The following is a 17798-nucleotide window of genomic DNA, read 5'->3' as shown; positions in this document are numbered from 1 at the left end:
CGGACCCAGCGACGCGCCCGCCTCGTCCGAGAGGCCGTCCCAAGCAGAGGCCCGACGAGTTGCAGCGCGAGGAGATCGTGGCGCAGGCCTATGCGCTCTTCCGCGAAGCCGGATATGGAGGCGCGACCACCGAGGCCGTTGCCGCGCGCTGCCGGATCTCGAAGCGGACGCTCTATCGGCTGTTCCCGGGCAAATCCGCGCTCTTCGCCGCTGTCATCAGCGCCCACCGCCAGCGGATGCTGGATCTTCCCGGCGACTATGACGATCTGCCCCTTGCCGCCGCCCTCGATCGCATCTTCAGGAACGACATCGACGAGGCGGAGGATCTCGAGCGCCTGACCTTTCTGCGGCTGATCATGCTGGAAGCGGTGCGCCATCCCGAGCTCGACGAGATCGCCATCGCACATGGTCGCGACGCCTCCGTCGCCCTGCTCGGCGACTGGCTCGCGCACCAGCACCGGCTGGGCCGCATCGATGTCCAACACCCTCAGGACGATGCCAGGATATTGATGGACATGGTCTTCGGGCCGATGGTGCTGCATCGTGGCGACGACGTCGTCTGGGCTATCGGCGAGCCGCGCCGAAACCACGTGAAGCGATGCATCCACATCTTCATCAATGGCGTCGCGCGCCGTTGATGAAGATGAAAGGCTAAGCGGGCGCGCCGCCGCGGCACAGACGCGCCCGCTCCCGGGAGCGGTCAGGGGGGCGGAATGAGACCGGCTCCCGGTCCCTCCGGCCCCTTCGGACCGAAGGAACCCGGGAAAGGTGCGGGCGGCGGCGCGAAGCCGGGGCCCGGAGGCGGCGGCAGGATGGGACCGGCCTGCTTCAGCCGCTCGATCTGGTCGGGAGCAAGCTTGCCGCGCAGCGCCTCGATCGCCACGACCAGCTTCCGGGCCCGGTCGCCGCGATCGATCGCCTCGCGTGCGAGCCCCGCGGAGAATTCGAGGGCATCGGAAGGTGCCCCGGCAGTCTCCTTCGGCGGAACCGGAGGCTGAAGCATGGACTGCAGGGCATTGGTATAGCCCCGCCAGGCGTCGAGCTGATCGGCCGATATGCCGATGAAGGTCTCGACGGCGCTCAGACGCGCGGCCAGCATGAGCGGGTCCGGCCGCGGCGGGGGCGGCAGGCGCCCGGCCTGATGCGGCCCGGGCGGCGGCCCGCGGCGATCATCCGGCTGATGCGCCGGCGAAGGACCGCAGGCGGGACCGGGCGGGCATGGCGCGGCCTCGGCGAGGCGGATCGGCGCCGCCGGGTCGGAAAGCCCAGGACGGCTCTGCATCCCGGAGGGATCCTGCCGGTCGGAAGCATTGCTCGCGGAGACGAGCGCGGCTCCCAGCAGCGATGCCGCCAGAGCAATAAGGATGGGTTTCAACTCCAACTCCTGTGTCCGTTGTCGAACGCAGCGCAGCCTGATGGAGCTTAGTTTCCCGCCGAGGTCTGCATATTTCCCGGCGTTTCCCGGCGGCCGTCCTTTTGTTTCCCAATATTTCCCTGAGGCTTGCAGCAACACTCGATTGCCATTCTTTTCGACGACAGCGCGGGACGTCAGCTAGGGATTTTCGATCAGCCGCCAGGAAAACGCCGTTGGATTCCAATCCGCACATTCTCGTCGTCGACGACGATCAGGAAATCCGCAAGCTGCTCGGACGCTACCTGCAGGCACAGGGCTTCCGGGTATCGCTGGCGGAGGACGGGCGCAGCGCCGAGCGCTGCCTCGCCGACGCACGCATAGACTTCGTCGTGCTCGACCTGATGCTGCCGGACGTCTCGGGGCTCGATCTGTGCCGTTCGCTCCGGGCGCGCTCGCGAGTGCCGATCATCCTGCTCACCGCGCTGAAGGAGGACGTCGACCGCATCATCGGCCTCGAGATCGGCGCGGACGACTATCTCGGAAAGCCGTTCAACCCGCGCGAGCTGGTCGCGCGGATCCGCGCCGTGATGCGCCGCATGTCCGGGCCGGAAACGACGGGCGCAGGGCCCCAGCAGAGCTTTCGCTTCAGCGGCTTCGTAGCCCGGCCCGCCCTGCGGGCCGTCGTCGACGCCAAGGGACGGGAAGTGCCGTTGACGGCCGCCGAGTTCGACCTCCTGATGGCCTTTCTCGAACGGCCCGGCCGCGTGCTCTCGCGCGACCAGTTGCTCGACATTACGCAGGGGCGGAATGCGGGAGCGTTCGACCGCTCCATCGACGTGCTGATGAGCCGCCTGCGGCGCAAGCTCGGCGATGCGGGCAGCTTCCAGATGTTCAAGACCCAGCGCAATGGCGGCTATCAGCTTTCCGTGGAGGTCGAAAGCGCGGACATCGCCGCCGGCCGGCAGGGCGGCGCGCCATGAGCACGCTGCGCGCCAAGCTGACCGTCCTGCTGGTCGCCGCAGTCCTGCTGGTCGTCCTGCTGGCGACGGGACTGTCCTTCCTGCTCCTGTCGCCGCCCCGCTTCCAGACGGCGGAGGATGCCGCCGCGGCGCAGATCGTCCTGATTGCGGATCTCCTCGACCGCGCGCCGAGCTCGACCGAGATTGCGGTCGACGGCTTCGCCGGCATCGCGCGCGCGCCGGTGGGCGGACCGGTCGCGGAAGAAGCGACGCGCGGGCTGACGGCGGCGCTGGCGCGGAAGGGACGAACCGAGAGCGTGCGGGTGACCCACCCCAGCGGGGCGAGCCAGCCGGTGATCTCCGTCCAGCTATCCGACGGGCGCTGGATCATCCTGCCCTTTGCGCTGATGCCGCCCCCGGACAACAGCCGCGCCCTCGCGGGATGGGCGGTGCTGATCGCGCTGGGCACCACGGGGGTGATGATATTCGCGGTCCGGCGCCTCACGGCACCGCTTGCCCTGCTGGAACGCACGGTCGCCGCCATCGGGCCGGACGGCGAGTTGCCCCCGCTCCCCGAGCAGGGTCCCACCGAGGTGCGCGCCGCGGCGCGGGCGATCAACCTGCTCTCGTCGCGGCTGAAAAGCGCCATGGAGAGCCGCATCCGCATCGTCGCGGCGGCCGGGCACGATCTGCGAACGCCGATGACGCGCATGCGCCTGCGCGCCGAGTTCCTGGAGGATGGCGAGCGGGAGACCTGGATCGCCGATCTCGACGAGCTCGACCGTATCGCCGACAGCGCCATCCGCCTGGTTCGCGAGGAGGTCGATGCCAGTTCCCGCTCGCCCGTGCGCATCGATGAGCTGGTCCGGGAGGTCGTCGCCGAGCTCAAGGAAATCGGCATGAACGTCGCGCTCGGCGCCGCCCGGCCGCTCACCGTTCTCGGCCGTCCGCTCGCCCTGAAACGGGCGATACGCAACCTGACCATCAACGCCGCCACGCATGGCCGCGAGGGGCGCCTTCGCCTGGACATGGAAAACGGACGCGCGGTGATCCGGATCGAGGATCGCGGGCCCGGCATACCGGAGCACATGCTGGCCCGGGTCTTCGAGCCGTTCTTCCGCATCGATCCGGCACGCGGCGCGCCCATTCCGGGCGCCGGCCTCGGCCTTGCCATCGCGCGGGAGATCATCGTGAATCACGGCGGCTCTCTGGCCTTGCGGAACCTGCCCGGAGGAGGCCTCGAGCAGCGCCTCGAATTCCCCCTGACCGGCTGCGAGGGTGGAGGGGACGTCTCGCAAACGCAGCTTTCTTCGGCGTAAGTCGCGCAGCGCAGCGACGACGCAACTATCCCCTATCGGCTAGTCCCATGCCGGCGCCCACTCCGGATCGAATATCCGGCCGTCGGGCGAAGCCAGGGCATGCAGACGGGCCATCTCGGCATCGCTCAGCGCGAAGTCGGTGACGGCGATGTTCTCGGCGATGCGTTGCGGACGGCTCGAGCGGGGAATAGCCACGATCCCCTGCTGCACATGCCAGCGCAGAATGATCTGAGCCGGGCTGCGGCCATGGGAGCGCGCGATCGCGTTCACCATCGGGTCTTCGAGCAACCGGCCGCTGCCGATCGGCGCATAGGCGATGAAGGCCATGCCCTCCCGCCGGCATCGCTGGATCAGCGCCGACTGGTCGAGGCGAGGATGGTATTCGCACTGGTTCGCCAGCAAGGACCGGCCGGAAAGAGCGATCGCCTTTTCGAGCAGCGGCAGCGGGAAGTTGGAGACGCCGATATTCCGCGCCAGCCCCCTCCGTCGCGCCTCGCAGAGCGCTTCAATGGTTTCTTCGAGGCACACATCCGCGCTGGGCCAGTGGATCAGCAGGAGATCGACCGGACCGATGCCCAGCCGCTCGACGCTGGCGCGCGCCGATCGCAGCAGCGCGGACGCGGACAACTCCGTGTACCAGACCTTCGTGGTCACGAAGTAGCTGCCGCGATCCAGCCCGGTGTCCCGCAGCGCCGCTCCCAGGACGGCTTCGTTCTCGTAACGCGGCGCCGTATCGAAATGACGATACCCCGCCTCAGCCGCCGCATGCACGGCGCGCGCGAGCAAATCTCCGTCGAGCTGCCAGGTGCCCAGACCGATCTGTGGAATGCTGACGCCCTTCACCGAAAGACACGTGGCCGGCATCATTCGCAGGCGTCCTGCTAGAGATCGATCAGCACGGATTTGGTACGCCGGTTGGCGAGGTAGGCTTCGCGCCCGAGGTCCTTGCCGAGGCCCGAGGCCTTCCAGCCGCCCGTCGGCAGGATGTGGTCCCGCGAGCGACCATAGCGATTGACCCAGACCGCCCCGGCCTCGAGCTTCCTCACCATACGCATCGTCCGTGACAAGTCGCGGGTGAAAAGGCCCGAGCACAGGCCATAGGTCGGGTGGCGGGACAGCTCGAGGGCTTCCTCTTCCGTGTCGAACGGCTGAAGCGTCAGCACCGGGCCGAATATCTCCTCGGCCAGCGCAACCGATCCCCCGGCGACCCGCGCAAGGATCGTCGGCTGATAGAAGGTGCCTTCGCGCTCGATGCGGGCACCGCCGCACAGCACGTCAGCTCCGCCAGCGCGGGCGGCATCGACGATGCCGTCGATCCGCTGAAGCTGCCTTTCCGAAATGATCGGCGAATAGGTGGAGGTTTCCTCCCAGGTCGGTCCCGGCGCGATGGCCTGCATCCGCGCCGCTATGCGATCCGACAGCTCGTCGGCGATCTCGCGAGCCGCGATTACGCGGGACCCGGCCACGCATCCCTGCCCGGCATTGCCGAGGATGCCGCGGGCGATGCACTGGGCGGCGAGATCGAGATCCGCATCGGCGAAGACGAGCTGCGGTGACTTGCCCCCGAGTTCCAGCGTCATCGGCTTGATTCCCGTGCGGGCGATGTTCTCCATGATCGCCGCTCCGGCACGGGTCGAGCCGGTAAACGAGATCTTGCCGATCTCGGGATGCGCGACGAGGGCCGCGCCGGTGGTCGGGCCGTCGCCGAGGACGATGTTGATCAGCCCGGCCGGCAGGCCGGCGCGCACCGAGAGCTCGGCCAGATACAGCGTCGAGAACGGCGTCATCTCCGACGGCTTCAGCACCACGGCGTTGCCGGCGGCGAGCGCCGGCCCGAGCTTCCAGCCGGCCAGCGCGAGGGGAACGTTCCAGGCTGTGATGGCGCCGACGACGCCATAGGGCTCGGAGGCGATGAAGCCCATCTGGCCGTCGGAGGTGGGCACCAGATCGCCGCATTCCTTGTCGGCGAATTCGGCGAAGAAGCGGATCTGCTCGGCCGCGATCATGACATCGCCGGGCAAAGCCTCGGCAATGGGACGGGACGAGGCGACCGCCTCAATGCGGGCAAGGGTCTGCGCCTCGGCCTCGATGAGGTCGGCCCAGGCGTGCAGGGCGCGCACCCGCTCGCGCGGGCGCACCGAAGCCCAGCCCGAGGTGACGAGCGCAGCCTTGGCGGCCTGGACCGCCTGATCGACCACACCGACATCTGCCGTCGGTATGGCTGCAAGCCCGCGGCCATCCGAGGGCGCGACGACGTCGATCTCGGCCGGCCCGGAGACATAGGTGCCGCCGATGAAGTGGCCGGTCGGCAGGGCGACGGATTTCGGATCGAACGACAGCGACATGGCAGACCCTTTCACGATGCGGCGCGCAGTGCGCCGGCATCCATGCTTCGTGTGACAAGTGCGGCGCCGCGGCCCGAGCCGACAAGCGCGGTTCGCGACATGGCGTCAGCCCTCATGCAGGCAGGCACCGACCGGCAGCGGCCGGACGGGCGCCTGGCCGCGCAGCCGACCGACCTCGCCCGGCGCGCATCCGGCCTGCGCCGCGATGAGCTCGGCACCGGCCAGTTGGCAATAGCGCCCCTGGCATCGCCCCATGCCGACGCGCGACAATGATTTCGCCCGGTTGGCCTCGGCGCCGCCGAAGGCGACGCTCTGGCGCAATTCGCCGACCGACACGCCTTCGCATCGGCACAGGACAGTTTCGTCGGGCAGGGCCCGCACCATCGCCGCCGGCCAGGGGAAGGCCCGCGCCAGGCCGCGGGCGAAGCGATCGAGCCGTGCGAGCCTGCGCAGATCGGCCGCGACGGACACGGTCGGCAGACCGAGATCGGTGAGGCATGCGGCGGCGGCGAGACGTCCGGCGCGTTCGGCGCCGTCCGAGCCGAGCAGGCGCAGGCCATCACCGGCAAGATAGACGCCGTTGCCGGCGCGGCCCATCGGGTCGGTTCGTGGCAGCCACTGGCTCCAGTCGGGATCGTAGGCGAAGCTGCATCCGGCCAGATCGGCGAGATGCGTCTCCGCCCGGAGATGCCAGCCCAGCGCGACCGTGTCGCATTCGGTGCGGCGGTTCCGGCCGCCGGCATCCCGCCAGTGGACCGCGACGGGGCCGGATGCATCGGCCTCGATCCCCTCCAGCACCACTCCCGCGCGGTAGCGCCCGCCCAGCCTTGCCCGCATCGCCAATCCGCGCAGCGCGAAGACCGGCCGGGCGGCCAGTCCCGAAATCCCACTCATCTGCCGGCGCCAGGCGGACGTGTCCAGCACGGCCGCCACATCGGCTCCCGCCTTGAGGAGCTGCGTGCCGACGAGCGTCAGCAACGGCCCCGATCCGGCGAGGAGAACACGGCGCCCGAGCGCGACGCCCTGGGCCTTGAGCGCGATCTGCGCCGCCCCGAGGCTGTAGACGCCGGGATTCTGCCAGCCCGGTATCGGGGCGACGCGGTCCGAGGCGCCGGTGGCGAGGATCAGGCGATCATAGGGAAGCTGGCGCAGCGCCGCGTCCTCAAGCACATGCAGGACGCCGTCGCGCACGGCGATGACGGAGCTGCGCGGGCGATGGATCAGGCGCCCCTCGGCGCTCACCCGGTCGAAGATGTCATGAAGCGCCTTAGCCTTGGCGGCCTCCGAGCCGTAGAGCTGCTTCGGGGTGCGCGTGAATCCGACGGGAGGGCGGCGATAGATCTGGCCGCCGGCACGTGCTCCCTCGTCGATTACGGTCGGGCGCAGACCGGCGGCCACCAATACCTCGGCGGCGCGGATACCGGCGGGGCCGGCGCCCACGATCACCACGCGCGGCGGCGTCTCGCTCACGGCCAGTTCTCCGGCGGGGCGGTCAGAAGGCGCAGGCCCTCGGCGATCGGCGTCGAACAGGCGCGCAGGCGCGGGCCATCCTCCTGCCAGACCCAGCAATCCTGGCACGCGCCCATCAGGCAGAAGCCGGCCCGCGGCTCGGTTCCGAACTCCGGAGCGCGCACGGCACCCGCCGACAGGAGGATCGCGGTCAGCACCGTGTCGCCTTCCAGTGCATCCGATGCATGGCCGTCGAGCGAGAAGCGCACCGGCGCCCGGTCATGCTCGGCCAGCCGCACGAGACGACCGGCCGCGTTCATTCCGCCGCCTCGCGCACGAAGCCGGGTCGCGGCAGCTCCGGAAAGCGCTCGCATACCGCGTCAAAGGCGGCCTCCACCCCCTTCGCGCCCGCGCGTCCCTTCATCCGGCGGAAGACCTCCGTCTTGGTGAAGAACCGCCAGTGGATCGGCAGGGCGTCCAGAATGGCGTTCAGCCGGTCATAGGCCGCTGCGGTCCACTGGGCCTCGTAGCCCTCGCGCTCGGGGCCGAAATCGAAATGGCCGGCGGGGTGCTCATGCCGCGCGCGCAGCCACGCGGTCGCCTGCCCGTCGAGCTCTCCGTCACGGATGACGACGCCGTAGTCGCGCTCAGCCGCGGCGGGGGAGACATAGCCGCGCTGCACGTCCAGCGCGACGCGCCAGGGCTCGCGCTGATAGGGATCGCCACGCCCGCCGCCGCCGGCGGAGCGGATTTCGAGAACGTCGCCCGGCTGCAGGACCGCCGTATCGATGTTTCCAAGCCGCCGCTCGCGGTCCGTTCCCGGATTGACGACCATGTCCGACAGGCCGGCCGCCTTGCCACCCAGCACGCCCCAGGGGCGGAAGAAGCTGCGGTCGCGATTGCGGGCGGTGATCTTCGAATCCGGCGCGAAGACGCGGAACGCCATCTCGGTCGCGAGGCCTCCGCGCCAGCGGCCGGCACCACCGCTGTCCTGCGCGAGACCGTATTTCAGGAACTCGACGGGGGTCTCGGTCTCGGTGATCTCGATGGGCGTGTTCTTGAGATAGGCGGCGTCGGCGCCCGATCCGTTGGTGCCGTCGCGATGCGGCATCCCCCCGCCGCCGCCCACCACCGGATTCACCGCCGCGATCACGGTGCGGCTGGTACGCTCATCGGTGGTCATGACGTTGACGATGCAGTTGTTGCCGGCCGGCGCCGCGGGCAGGCGCTCGGGCACCGCCTGCGAGAAGGCGCCGAAGATGACCGACCGCAGCCGGGCACAGGTGAGGGAACGCATGCCCACCGCCGCCGGGTGGACCGGGTTCAGCACGGAACCCTGCGGGGTGATGCAGGTGAAGGGGCGGGTGAGCCCGGTATTGAGCAGGATCTTGGGATTGAGCGTGTAAAGCACGTAGTAGACGCCGACGAGCAGCATGGTGTGGCGCGGGTCGCCGCCCGAGGGCACGTTGAGCGAGGAGCCGAGCTGCGGGTCGGAGCCGGTGAAGTCCAGCACCGCCTCGTCGCCCCTGATCGTCAGCACCAGCTTGAGGCGGCAGGGATTGGCCTCGACCGAATCCTCGTCGGCATAGTCGGCGAATTCCCACGTGCCGTCGGGCATGGAACGCAGCACATCGCGCGCCTGCGCCTCCGCATGGTCGATGAGGGCGGCGACGCCTTCCAGGAAGGCGGCCTTGCCGAACTTCCTCACCATGGCCTGTATCTTCCGCTCGCCCGTGTTCAGCGCGCCGACCAGCGCCTTGATGTCGCCGATGTTGAGGTCGGGCTTGCGGACATTGGTGCTCATGATCCGCAGGATCTGCTCGTCGAACACACCTTCGTTCACGAGCTTCATCGGCGGAAAGCGGATGCCTTCCTGGTGGATCTCGGTCAGCGCGCGGCTCAGCGAGGCCGGCACCGCGCCGCCCATGTCGGTGTTGTGGATGTGCCCGCCGGTCCAGGCGACGATCTCGCCGTCGACGAAGACCGGCTTCCACAGATGCGTGTCCGGCGCGTGGGTGGCGACGTGGCCGGAATAGGGATCGTTGGTGAAGGCGACGTCGCCCGGCCGGTAGTCGTCGACCATCGCGATGGCGCGCGCATAGGAAAGCCCCGGATACCAGGTGGCGCCGAGCTCCATCGGTACGGCGAAGGTCGCCCCCGAACGGTCCATCAGCATCACGGTGAAATCCTGCGTCTCCTTGACGAAGGCCGAGTGCGCGGTGCGGTGCAGGGTATGGGCCATGTTCTCGGCCGCCGCGCGGGCGTGGTTCGCCAGAACCTGGAGATTCGTCCGGTCAAACACAGGTCACTCCGGAAAGGTCAGCAGAAGGTTGAGGTGCCGGTCGACCCGGGCCTGCGTTCCTGCGGGAATAGCGAAGGTGGTGTCCTCCTGGACGACCACGGCCGGTCCCTGGAAGGTGCAGCCGGGGTTCAGATCCTGCCGGTCGTGGAGATCGATGGTCTCGACGCTTCTGCCCGTATAGACGGACAGCCGGCGCGCCGGGGTGGCCGGCGCATCGGTCGTCTCCTCGATCTCCGGCAGGGACAACGCCGGACCCGCACCGACGGCCGAGAGCCGGACATTCACCACCTCGATATCGCCGTCGGGATCGTGGAAGTCGTAGATGCGCTCGTGCGTCTCGTGGAAGGCGCGTTCGATGGCCCCGGCATCGGCCGCCGCCACCCAGTCCGGCATCAACGCCACCTCGATCTCGTAGCTCTGGCCGGCATAGCGCATGTCGCATGACAGCCGCAGATCAGCCGCGCCCACATGGCCCTGTGCCGCCAGCCAGTCGCGTCCCTCACGCGCAAGGACCTCGAAGGTTTCGCGAATCCTGGAAAGCGAGGCCTCCGACAGCACGGTGAAGACGGTGCGGATGAAATCGCCCCGCAGATCCGCCACCAATCCGCCCAGCGCCGACACCACGCCGGGCCGGCGCGGCGCCAGGACCCGCTTCATTCCAAGCTCGCGCGCGAGGAAGGCGCCGAGCATCGGTCCTCCGCCGCCGAACGGCATGAGCGTGAAATCGCGCAGGTCGACGCCCGAGCGCGAGGCCAGCTTCTCGACCTCGACGAACATTTCGGAGACCGCGATGTCGAGGATCGCCTGCGCGGTTTCCTCGACCGGGCGGCCGAGGCCGGCGGCGAGATCGCCGACAGCGCGATGGGCGAGCGCGGTATCGATCCGGAGCTGGCCATAGGCCATCTGGCTGTGGCCGAGCCATCCGCAGACCACCATGGCGTCGGTCACCGTCGCCCGCTCCCCGCCCCGGCCGTAGCAGGCCGGCCCCGGCGAGGAGCCGGCCGATTCCGGGCCGACCCGCAGCACACCCTGCGCGTCGACGCTGGCGATCGAGCCGCCACCGACGCCGATCGAGCTGACCGAAACGGAGGGAATATAGAGCGGGAATTCGCCGATCAGCTCGCCGGTGCCGAACTGGGCCTCGCCATCGATGATGAGGGCGAAATCGGCCGAGGTCCCGCCGATGTCGAGCGTGAGGATCCTGTCCTCCCCTGACTGGCGGGCCAGCCAGGAGGCCCCGATGACCCCCGAAGCGGTTCCCGACAGAAGCATGTTCACGCAGGAGCGCTTGCCCTCGGCGGCGTTCATCAGCCCACCGTTCGACTTGGTGAGCATGGGACGCGCCGGCACGCCGCGGCTCTTCAGCCTGTCTTCCAGCGCCGTCAGATAACCCGAGACGCGCGGGTGAACATAGCCGTTGAGAATGGCGGTGGATGTCCGCTCATATTCGCGGATGACTGGCCAGACCTCAGCCGAGGTGAAGAGGAACAGCTCGGGGGCCAGACGCGCGATCTCGGCCCTGACGGATGCCTCCTGGTCGGAATTGCGCCAGGAATGGAGGAAGGACACGATGATCCCCTCCGCGCCCATCGACTTCGCCGTCGCCACCGCCTGCGCCACGGCAGCCATGTCCGGCGCCCTGGTCTCGCGGCCGTCGGCGCGCAGGCGGGCCGGGATGCCGAAGACCATGTCGCGCGAGACGAGCGGATCGGGGCGCGAGCAGAACAGCGAGTACATCTCGGGCATGCGCAGGCGGGCGAGCTCGATCACGTCCTCGAAGCCGGCATTGGTGAACAGCGCCAGCGGCGCACCCTTGCGCTGGATGATCGTGTTGATGCCGACGGTGGTGCCATGCACGAAGCGCGTCACATGCGCCGGGTCGACGCCTTCGCGTTCCGCCAGAAGGGTGATGCCAGTCATGAGCTCGGCGCCCGGGTCGTCCGGCGTGGTCAGCACCTTCAGCGAGGCGACCCGTCCGGAACGGGCCTCGAGCGCACAGAAATCGATGAATGTCCCACCGATGTCGACGCCGATCTTCCAGTCGGCCTCCTGCCGCTCAACCGCCTCGCGAGCGATGGCACCGTCCATGATGCGTCCCTTCCTGTCTGTCGACGGGAAGCTGCCATGGCGGGGTCAGACCGGTCCAAGATGCATAAGGAGCAAGAACATAAGTCATGCTTATGCGGCGGCGTCACACTCGCCGAGAACGGCGGAACAGACCGTCCGGATCTGGTCGCGCATGATCTCGTCGGCGCGGGAAAGCGCCCGCGTGCGAGAGGTCAGGAGCGAGAGCGGAAATTGCGGGCTGGCCACCAGCGGCCGGATGGCGAGCCCGGCGAACTGCTTCCAGGGCAGAAGCGCATCGACGAGAGCAACCCCCAGGCCCGCCTGAACAAAGCCGACCGCCGAGATCGATACATCGATCTCCAGCGAGGGCGAGAGCGTCACTCCCTGCGCGCGGGCGGCGTGGGCCAGTTCGTCGGCCGGGCGGGTGTTTCCGCGATAGGAGATCAGCTCCTCGCCGACGAGATCCGTCAGCGCCAGCTCGGCCTTCTCGCTCAATGCATGCCCGGCCGGCAGCAGGCAGACGAAGCCGACGCTGCCGATCACCTCGGCCTCGATGTCGGGCGGCAGGCGGTCGTCCATCGCCACGCCGAGGCTCGCGTCGCCCGCGCGCAGCATGTCGATGATCGCGGCGATCGGGGCGATGTGCGAGCGCAGCAGGATATTGGGATGGTGGGCCCGGAATTCGGTGAAGGCGCGCGGGAGTATCGCCATGGCCGGCGGCGGCGAGGCGGCAACCCGCACCAGCCCCGCCCGTCCCAGGCGCAGATCGGCGGTCTTCCGGCGCAATCCTTCGAGCCCGACCGACAGCCTTTCGGCATCGGGGAAGATTTCCAGCGCCTCGGGGGTCGGCCGCAGGCGTCCCTTGACCCGCTCGAACAGCGTGAAGCCCAGCTCGTCCTCGGTGTGGAGCACGATCTGGCTCAGGGCGGGCTGGGAAATGTTCAGCATCCGCGCCGCGGCGGTCACGGTTCCCGCGCGCATGACCGCGATGAACACTTCGAGCTGCCGGGCCCGCATCACGCCTCCATAGGTACAGCTTATAGCTCCGATCCAAAGCTATCTTTGACGCAATGCTGCGCCGCCAACAAGATCGCTGGCCTCGATGATGGGGCGCTCGTCCCGGAGGGATGGCCATGGATGTGATCGTCGTCGGCGGCGGGCTGATGGGAACGGCGTCGGCCTATTTCCTCGCCCGGCGCGGCGTGCGCGTGACGCTGATCGAGCGCAACCGGGTGGGAACCGGCGCCACCGTCGCTTCCTTCGGCAATATTCGCCGCACCGGGCGCCATCTGTCCCAACTGCCTCTGGCGCACCGCTCCCGCGCGCTCTGGGGCGAGGCCGAGAAGATGCTCGGCCGTGACGTGGAATTCCGCGCCACCGGCCATATCCGCCTCATCTTCGACCCGGACAGCCTCGCCGACATGCGGGCCTATGCCGAGGCGGCGAAGCCGTGGGGCCTCGATCTGGAGGAGCTCGGCCCGGAAGACATCCGCGCCCGCTTTCCCGGTCTCGGTCCCGGCGCGATCGCCGCGTCCCTCTCGCCGCACGATGGCAGCGGCAATCCCCGGCTGATCGCACCGGCCTTCGCCGATGCCGCCCGCAGGCTCGGTGCGGAAATCGTCGAGGAGGCCGCGGTCGAGGAGATCGAGCACACCCGCGCCGGTTTCAGGGTCGTGACCTCGAAGGGCGCATTTGCCGCCGAACGGCTGCTCAACGTCGCCGGCGCCTGGGGCGCGCGCATCGCCGCGCGGTTCGGCGAGGAGGTTCCGATCGAGGCACGCGGCCCTCAGATGGGCGTGACCGAGCCGCTCCCGCACCGGATCCTGCCGGTGGTCGGCATCTGGACGCGCACCAAGGAATACGGCGCCTATCTGCGTCAGGTCGAGCGCGGGAACATCGTCTTCGGAGGCGCGACCGAGAGGGTCGCGGTGGAACTGGAACCCGGTCATGCCGCCGCCGATCCCGCCCGGCTGCCCGGACAGCTTCGGGCAATCGCCCGGCTGCTGCCGGCCATCGCCAAAGTCGCCGTCATCCGCACATGGTCGGGCTGCGAGGGCTATGTGCGGGACATGCTGCCGGTGATGGGGCCTTCGGCCACCACGCCCGGCCTGTTCCACGCCTTCGGCTTCAGCGGACACGGTTTCCAGCTCGGGCCGGGTGTCGGCGACGCCATGGCCGAGCTCATCACCACCGGCCGCTGTGAGACGCCGCTCGACGATTTCGGAATCGACCGCTTCCGCCGCGCCGCCTGATCGAGGCTCAGCCCAGAGCCTGAGAGGTCAGGGCGTAGAGCGTGAAGGCGTCGGACGCGGACGCGGCTGCTCCCTTCTGCATGATGGTTCCGCCGCCGGCGGGCATCAGCCCGAGGGATTCCAGCAAGGCCCCGAGCTCCGCGCCGAGCGGCGTGTCGATGCGCAGGAACTGTCCGTCGGATCGCCGTGCCGCCGCGAGGATCAGCGCGCCGGCCGTCTCCTCGTCCCGCGCCACGACCGGCCCCAGAACCCGGCCGCGACCGAAGTCGCGCAGCACGGCGAAGCCATCTCCGGCCATCAGCAGCGTGCCGGTGGCGACGAGCCTGTCCAGCAGCACGGAACGGTCCACACCGGTCGCCGCGCGGTCCATCGCGGCCACCATGTCGATGTCGCCGGCCGTGCCGGCACGGACCAGCCGGGCCTCCGGCTCCGACGAGGCTCGGACGCCACCCTGAAACTGGACGATCCGGCCGGCTGGCGCGAAGCCCAGCTTTTCATAGAGCGGCTGTCCGTCCGCCGTCGCGACCAGGGATATGGGGTGCCCATCCGCCAGGATCATGAGCTCCGTCATGAGGCGGCGGCCGATGCCCTGTCCGCGCAGCCTCGCGTCGACGATCACCATGTTGAACCGCATGTGATCGCCATAAGGCGTGCAGAAGCCCGTCGCGACGACCTTCCCCTCCGCCTCCGCCACCACACCTTTTGAGACTGCCGCCACCAGCGCCCAGTCCTCCAGCCGATGGGGCCAACCGGCCTCCCGCGACAGACGGAGCGCATCCTCCAGATGCCGTCCAGTGAACGGCACGAAGTGCGCCGCCGGGTGCGGCTCCACGTCAGGCACGGACGAGTTTCCGACCCAGCGCGAGGACGAAGTCACGGGCTGCGTGCAGTTCTTCCCGGGTCAGGAACTCCTCCGGCTTGTGGGCGCGCGCGATGTCGCCCGGCCCGCAGATGATGGACGGCACGCCCGCCTGCTGGAAAAGCCCCGCTTCGGTGCCATAGCTCACGGCGCCGAGCGGTTGCCGGCCGGTCAGCTCGGCGAGGAGCGGCACGAGCAGATGGTCGTCGGGCAACGATAGCGGCGGGTAGGACGACAGCAGCTCGATCTCGACATCCGCGCCGGCTGCCATCCGTATGGGGTCGAGCAGCCGCTCCGGCTCGACGCCCGGAATCGCGCGGGCCTCGATCTCGATCTCGGCGCTTTCGGGAATGATGTTGACGGCTTGTCCGCCCCGCATGATGCCCACCTGCAGCGTCGAATAGGGCGGCGCGAAACGCGCATCCTGCGCGCCATCCTGGAGTTCCGCCGCCGCAGCGACGGCGGCACTCAGGGGCGCCGCGAGCTTGTGGATCGCATTGCTTCCGAGGTCGGGGCGCGAGCTGTGGCCCGACAGGCCCTTGGCCGACAGCCGGATGGCGGCCTTGCCCTTGTGGCGCAGGACCGGCGTGAGATTGCTGGGCTCGCCCACGATGCATCCCAGCGCAGGCGCGCACAATGTGGGCAGTTGCCGGAGCAAATGCGGCACGCCCCTGCAGCCGGCCTCCTCGTCATAGGACAGCGCCAGATGGATCGGCACCGGCAGATCCATCGCCACCAGATCGGGAACGGCCGACAGGACCGCCGCGACGAAGCCCTTCATGTCGCAGGTGCCGCGCCCGATCAGCTTGCCGTCCTGCTCGCGCATCTCGAACGGGTCGCCCAGCCATTGCGGCTCGTCGGCAGGAACCACGTCGAGATGGCCCGAGAGGATGAAGCCCGGCATGTCGGCCGGCCCGATGGTGGCGAAGAGATTGCTGCGATCGCCCTCGGGGCCGGCGATCACATGCGCACGAAGGCCGTGTTCCGCCAGATGGTCCCGCACGAAGCCGACGATCGCGTCGTTGGGCCGCCCGACCACCGAAGGGAACGAGACGAGGCGGGCGAGCAGGAATTCAGGAGACATGGATAATCTTTCGCGTGCGGCGATGCCGCCGGCGACAACGCTTCAGGCGGGATGATGCCCGATTCCGACCGCCTCGGGCACGTGCGAGCGGAGCACACGCGCCAGGAAGTCGCGCGTGCGGTCGAAACGCGGGCGGGTGAGGACCTCGGCGGCCGAACCATATTCGACGATGCGGCCCTGATCCATGAAGGCGACCTTGTCGGCGACTTCCCGCGCGAAGCCCATTTCGTGCGTCACCACGATCATGGTCTGCCCTTCGCGCGCAAGGTCGCGCATCACCTCCAGCACCTCGCTGACCAGCTCGGGATCGAGCGCGGAGGTGGGCTCGTCGAACAGTAGCAGCTTGGGGCGCACGGCCAGCGCCCGGGCGATGGCGACGCGCTGCTTCTGCCCTCCCGAGAGCTCGCGGGGATAGGCCGAAGCCTTGCTCGTCAGGCCCACGCGCTCCAGCAATGCTTGGGCGTGGGCTTCGGCGCTCGCCCGGCGCTCGCGCTTCACATGGATCGGTGCGTCGGTGATGTTCTCCAGCACCGTCATGTGCGGGAACAGGTTGAAATGCTGGAACACCATCGCGGTGTCCTCGCGCGAGCGCGCCGCCTCGCGGCCGGTCAGTTCGTGCAGCCGCCCGTTCTTGCGCCTGTAGCCGACGAGATGTCCGTTGACGTGGATCGTGCCGGCATTGACCTTCTCGAGATAGTTGATGCAGCGGATCAGCGTGCTTTTGCCCGCGCCCGAGGGGCCGATGAGGCAGCAGACCTCGCCGGTCCCGACCTTGAGATTGATGTCGCTCAGCACCTCGATGTCGCCGAAGCGCTTGGACAGGTTGTGAATCTCGACCATGGGCGGGGCGAGGAAGGTCATTTGCCCAAGCCTCCGCGGAACAGGGCGGAACGCAGCGGAGCGAGCAGCAGGCTCAGCCCGTCATTCGGACTGCGGACATGGCCGCGGCCATAGCGCCGTTCGAGATATTGCTGCACGAGGGAAAGCAGGGTGGAGGCGACGAGATACCAGATCGTCGCCACGATCAGCAGCGGGATGGTCTGGAAGGTCCGTCCATAGATGCCCTGCACCGAGTAGAGCAGGTCGGAAAAGGCCAGGATGCTGACCAGCGAGGTCGCCTTCAGCATGCCGATGACCTCGTTGCCGGTCGGCGGCACGATCACCCGCAGCGCTTGCGGCAGGATGATCCGCCGCAGCGTGTAGGCCGGCGACATGCCGAGCGACTGGGCCGCCTCGCGCTGGCCGGAATCGACCGACAGAAGGCCGCTGCGGACGATCTCGGCCATATAGGCTCCCTCGTTCAGCCCGAGCCCGAGGAGGGCCGCGACGAGAGGCGTGATCACCTCATTGGTCGACAGCGAGACCAATGGCGGCAGGAAAGGCAGGCCGATGTCGATGGTCGGATAGAGCGCGGCGAGGTTGTACCAGAAGATGAGCTGGACCATCAGCGGAGCGCCGCGGAACAGCCAGATATAGGCGGCCGCCACCACCGAGAGGATCGGGTTGCTCGATTGCCGCATCAGCGCGGCGACGATGCCGAGACCGATGCCGATGAACATCGAGGACGCGGTCAGCGCCAGCGTCCAGCCGAGGCCCATGAGCACGGTGTGATAGGTCAGATACTGCCAGACGACATTCCATTGATAGCCGGGATTGGAGGCGACCGAATGGGCGAAGCTGGCGCACAGGACGATGATGACCGCCGCGGCGAGCCAGCGGCCCGGATGCCGGGCCGGGACAATGATGTCGGTGGTCGTCCCGGGGTCCCGTTCCGCTCGCGCCCCTGTCCGCTCCATCACATCCGTCAC

16 protein-coding genes are annotated in these 17798 nt (G+C 68.9%); 4 read left to right on the top strand and 12 right to left on the bottom strand.

Translation table 11 applies throughout. The features are described from left to right. Window positions 1-77: 77 nt before the first annotated feature. Entirely contained in the window at window positions 78-638 is a 561-nt protein-coding gene (locus U742_RS0103985; protein ID WP_029350271.1) for a TetR/AcrR family transcriptional regulator, read from the top strand. A 62-nt stretch (window positions 639-700) separates the two neighbouring features. Here the strand turns inward: U742_RS0103985 and U742_RS21905 are convergent, their stop codons facing one another. Then, window positions 701-1282, bottom strand: coding sequence for a hypothetical protein (locus U742_RS21905; RefSeq protein WP_051660845.1), 582 nt, complete (start codon window positions 1280-1282; stop codon window positions 701-703). Window positions 1283-1587: 305 nt separating this feature from the next. Here U742_RS21905 and U742_RS0103975 point away from each other — a divergent pair, with 305 nt between their 5' ends. Together U742_RS0103975 and U742_RS0103970 are read left to right on the top strand one after the other, a co-directional pair. Beyond that, window positions 1588-2334 (top strand): response regulator, encoded by a 747-nt coding sequence (locus tag U742_RS0103975; protein ID WP_029350267.1) that lies wholly within the window; start codon window positions 1588-1590, stop codon window positions 2332-2334. Then, window positions 2331-3632, top strand: a complete 1302-nt coding sequence (locus U742_RS0103970) for an ATP-binding protein (protein WP_051660844.1) — start codon at window positions 2331-2333, stop codon at window positions 3630-3632. Before U742_RS0103975 ends, U742_RS0103970 begins: the two co-directional genes overlap by 4 nt. 39 nt (window positions 3633-3671) lie before the next feature. Here U742_RS0103970 and U742_RS0103965 read toward each other — a convergent pair whose 3' ends face one another. From U742_RS0103965 to U742_RS0103935, 7 genes are all read right to left on the bottom strand, one after another. Further along, the gene (locus tag U742_RS0103965) at window positions 3672-4499 is read right to left on the bottom strand and encodes an aldo/keto reductase (RefSeq protein ID WP_248310249.1); all 828 of its coding nucleotides are present in this window, start codon (window positions 4497-4499) and stop codon (window positions 3672-3674) included. A 14-nt stretch (window positions 4500-4513) separates the two neighbouring features. Continuing rightward, window positions 4514-5977, bottom strand: coding sequence for an aldehyde dehydrogenase family protein (locus U742_RS0103960; RefSeq protein ID WP_029350261.1), 1464 nt, complete (start codon window positions 5975-5977; stop codon window positions 4514-4516). 105 nt (window positions 5978-6082) lie between these two features. Continuing rightward, on the bottom strand, window positions 6083-7447 hold the full coding sequence (locus U742_RS0103955) for an FAD/NAD(P)-dependent oxidoreductase (protein ID WP_029350259.1): 1365 nt from the start codon (window positions 7445-7447) through the stop codon (window positions 6083-6085). Continuing rightward, window positions 7444-7746, bottom strand: a complete 303-nt coding sequence (locus U742_RS0103950; protein WP_029350257.1) for a (2Fe-2S)-binding protein — start codon at window positions 7744-7746, stop codon at window positions 7444-7446. Before U742_RS0103950 ends, U742_RS0103955 begins: the two co-directional genes overlap by 4 nt. Next, window positions 7743-9728, bottom strand: a complete 1986-nt coding sequence (locus U742_RS0103945) for a hydantoinase B/oxoprolinase family protein (RefSeq protein WP_029350255.1) — start codon at window positions 9726-9728, stop codon at window positions 7743-7745. Before U742_RS0103945 ends, U742_RS0103950 begins: the two co-directional genes overlap by 4 nt. Window positions 9729-9731: 3 nt before the next feature. After that, complete coding sequence (locus tag U742_RS0103940; protein WP_029350253.1) at window positions 9732-11816, bottom strand: hydantoinase/oxoprolinase family protein; 2085 nt, start codon at window positions 11814-11816, stop codon at window positions 9732-9734. Between the two features lie 90 nt (window positions 11817-11906). Then, entirely contained in the window at window positions 11907-12812 is a 906-nt protein-coding gene (locus U742_RS0103935; protein ID WP_029350251.1) for a LysR family transcriptional regulator, read from the bottom strand. Between the two features lie 116 nt (window positions 12813-12928). Here U742_RS0103935 and U742_RS0103930 point away from each other — a divergent pair, with 116 nt between their 5' ends. After that, on the top strand, window positions 12929-14047 hold the full coding sequence (locus tag U742_RS0103930; protein WP_029350249.1) for an NAD(P)/FAD-dependent oxidoreductase: 1119 nt from the start codon (window positions 12929-12931) through the stop codon (window positions 14045-14047). Between the two features lie 7 nt (window positions 14048-14054). Here U742_RS0103930 and U742_RS0103925 read toward each other — a convergent pair whose 3' ends face one another. From U742_RS0103925 to U742_RS0103910, 4 genes are read right to left on the bottom strand one after another with little or no spacing between them, the layout of a single operon-like run. Next, complete coding sequence (locus tag U742_RS0103925) at window positions 14055-14888, bottom strand: GNAT family N-acetyltransferase (protein WP_051660843.1); 834 nt, start codon at window positions 14886-14888, stop codon at window positions 14055-14057. Next, window positions 14881-15990, bottom strand: a complete 1110-nt coding sequence (gene argE, locus U742_RS0103920; RefSeq protein WP_029350247.1) for an acetylornithine deacetylase — start codon at window positions 15988-15990, stop codon at window positions 14881-14883. The genes U742_RS0103925 and argE overlap by 8 nt, the downstream gene beginning before the upstream one ends. Window positions 15991-16032: 42 nt before the next feature. After that, on the bottom strand, window positions 16033-16851 hold the full coding sequence (locus tag U742_RS0103915; RefSeq protein WP_051660842.1) for an amino acid ABC transporter ATP-binding protein: 819 nt from the start codon (window positions 16849-16851) through the stop codon (window positions 16033-16035). Continuing rightward, entirely contained in the window at window positions 16848-17798 is a 951-nt protein-coding gene (locus U742_RS0103910; RefSeq protein ID WP_248310248.1) for an amino acid ABC transporter permease, read from the bottom strand. Before U742_RS0103910 ends, U742_RS0103915 begins: the two co-directional genes overlap by 4 nt.

The organism is Allobosea sp. 117 (genome assembly GCF_000702305.1).
Taxonomy (GTDB): Bacteria; Pseudomonadota; Alphaproteobacteria; order Rhizobiales; family Xanthobacteraceae; genus Ancylobacter.
The sequence above is the reverse complement of the archived record's forward strand: the minus strand, read 5'-3'. Positions and strand labels throughout refer to the sequence as shown.

Excerpts from the sequence above, each read along its gene's own strand:
- U742_RS0103950 (WP_029350257.1), bottom strand. The coding sequence starts at position 7,746 with ATGAACGCGGCCGGTCGTCTCGTGCGGCTGGCCGAGCATGACCGGGCG.
- U742_RS0103960 (WP_029350261.1), bottom strand. The coding sequence starts at position 5,977 with ATGTCGCTGTCGTTCGATCCGAAATCCGTCGCCCTGCCGACCGGCCAC.
- U742_RS0103930 (WP_029350249.1), top strand. The coding sequence starts at position 12,929 with ATGGATGTGATCGTCGTCGGCGGCGGGCTGATGGGAACGGCGTCGGCC.
- U742_RS0103940 (WP_029350253.1), bottom strand. The coding sequence starts at position 11,816 with ATGGACGGTGCCATCGCTCGCGAGGCGGTTGAGCGGCAGGAGGCCGAC.
- U742_RS0103935 (WP_029350251.1), bottom strand. The coding sequence starts at position 12,812 with ATGCGGGCCCGGCAGCTCGAAGTGTTCATCGCGGTCATGCGCGCGGGA.
- U742_RS0103915 (WP_051660842.1), bottom strand. The coding sequence starts at position 16,851 with ATGACCTTCCTCGCCCCGCCCATGGTCGAGATTCACAACCTGTCCAAG.
- argE (WP_029350247.1), bottom strand. The coding sequence starts at position 15,990 with ATGTCTCCTGAATTCCTGCTCGCCCGCCTCGTCTCGTTCCCTTCGGTG.
- U742_RS21905 (WP_051660845.1), bottom strand. The coding sequence starts at position 1,282 with ATGCAGAGCCGTCCTGGGCTTTCCGACCCGGCGGCGCCGATCCGCCTC.
- U742_RS0103970 (WP_051660844.1), top strand. The coding sequence starts at position 2,331 with ATGAGCACGCTGCGCGCCAAGCTGACCGTCCTGCTGGTCGCCGCAGTC.
- U742_RS0103965 (WP_248310249.1), bottom strand. The coding sequence starts at position 4,499 with ATGATGCCGGCCACGTGTCTTTCGGTGAAGGGCGTCAGCATTCCACAG.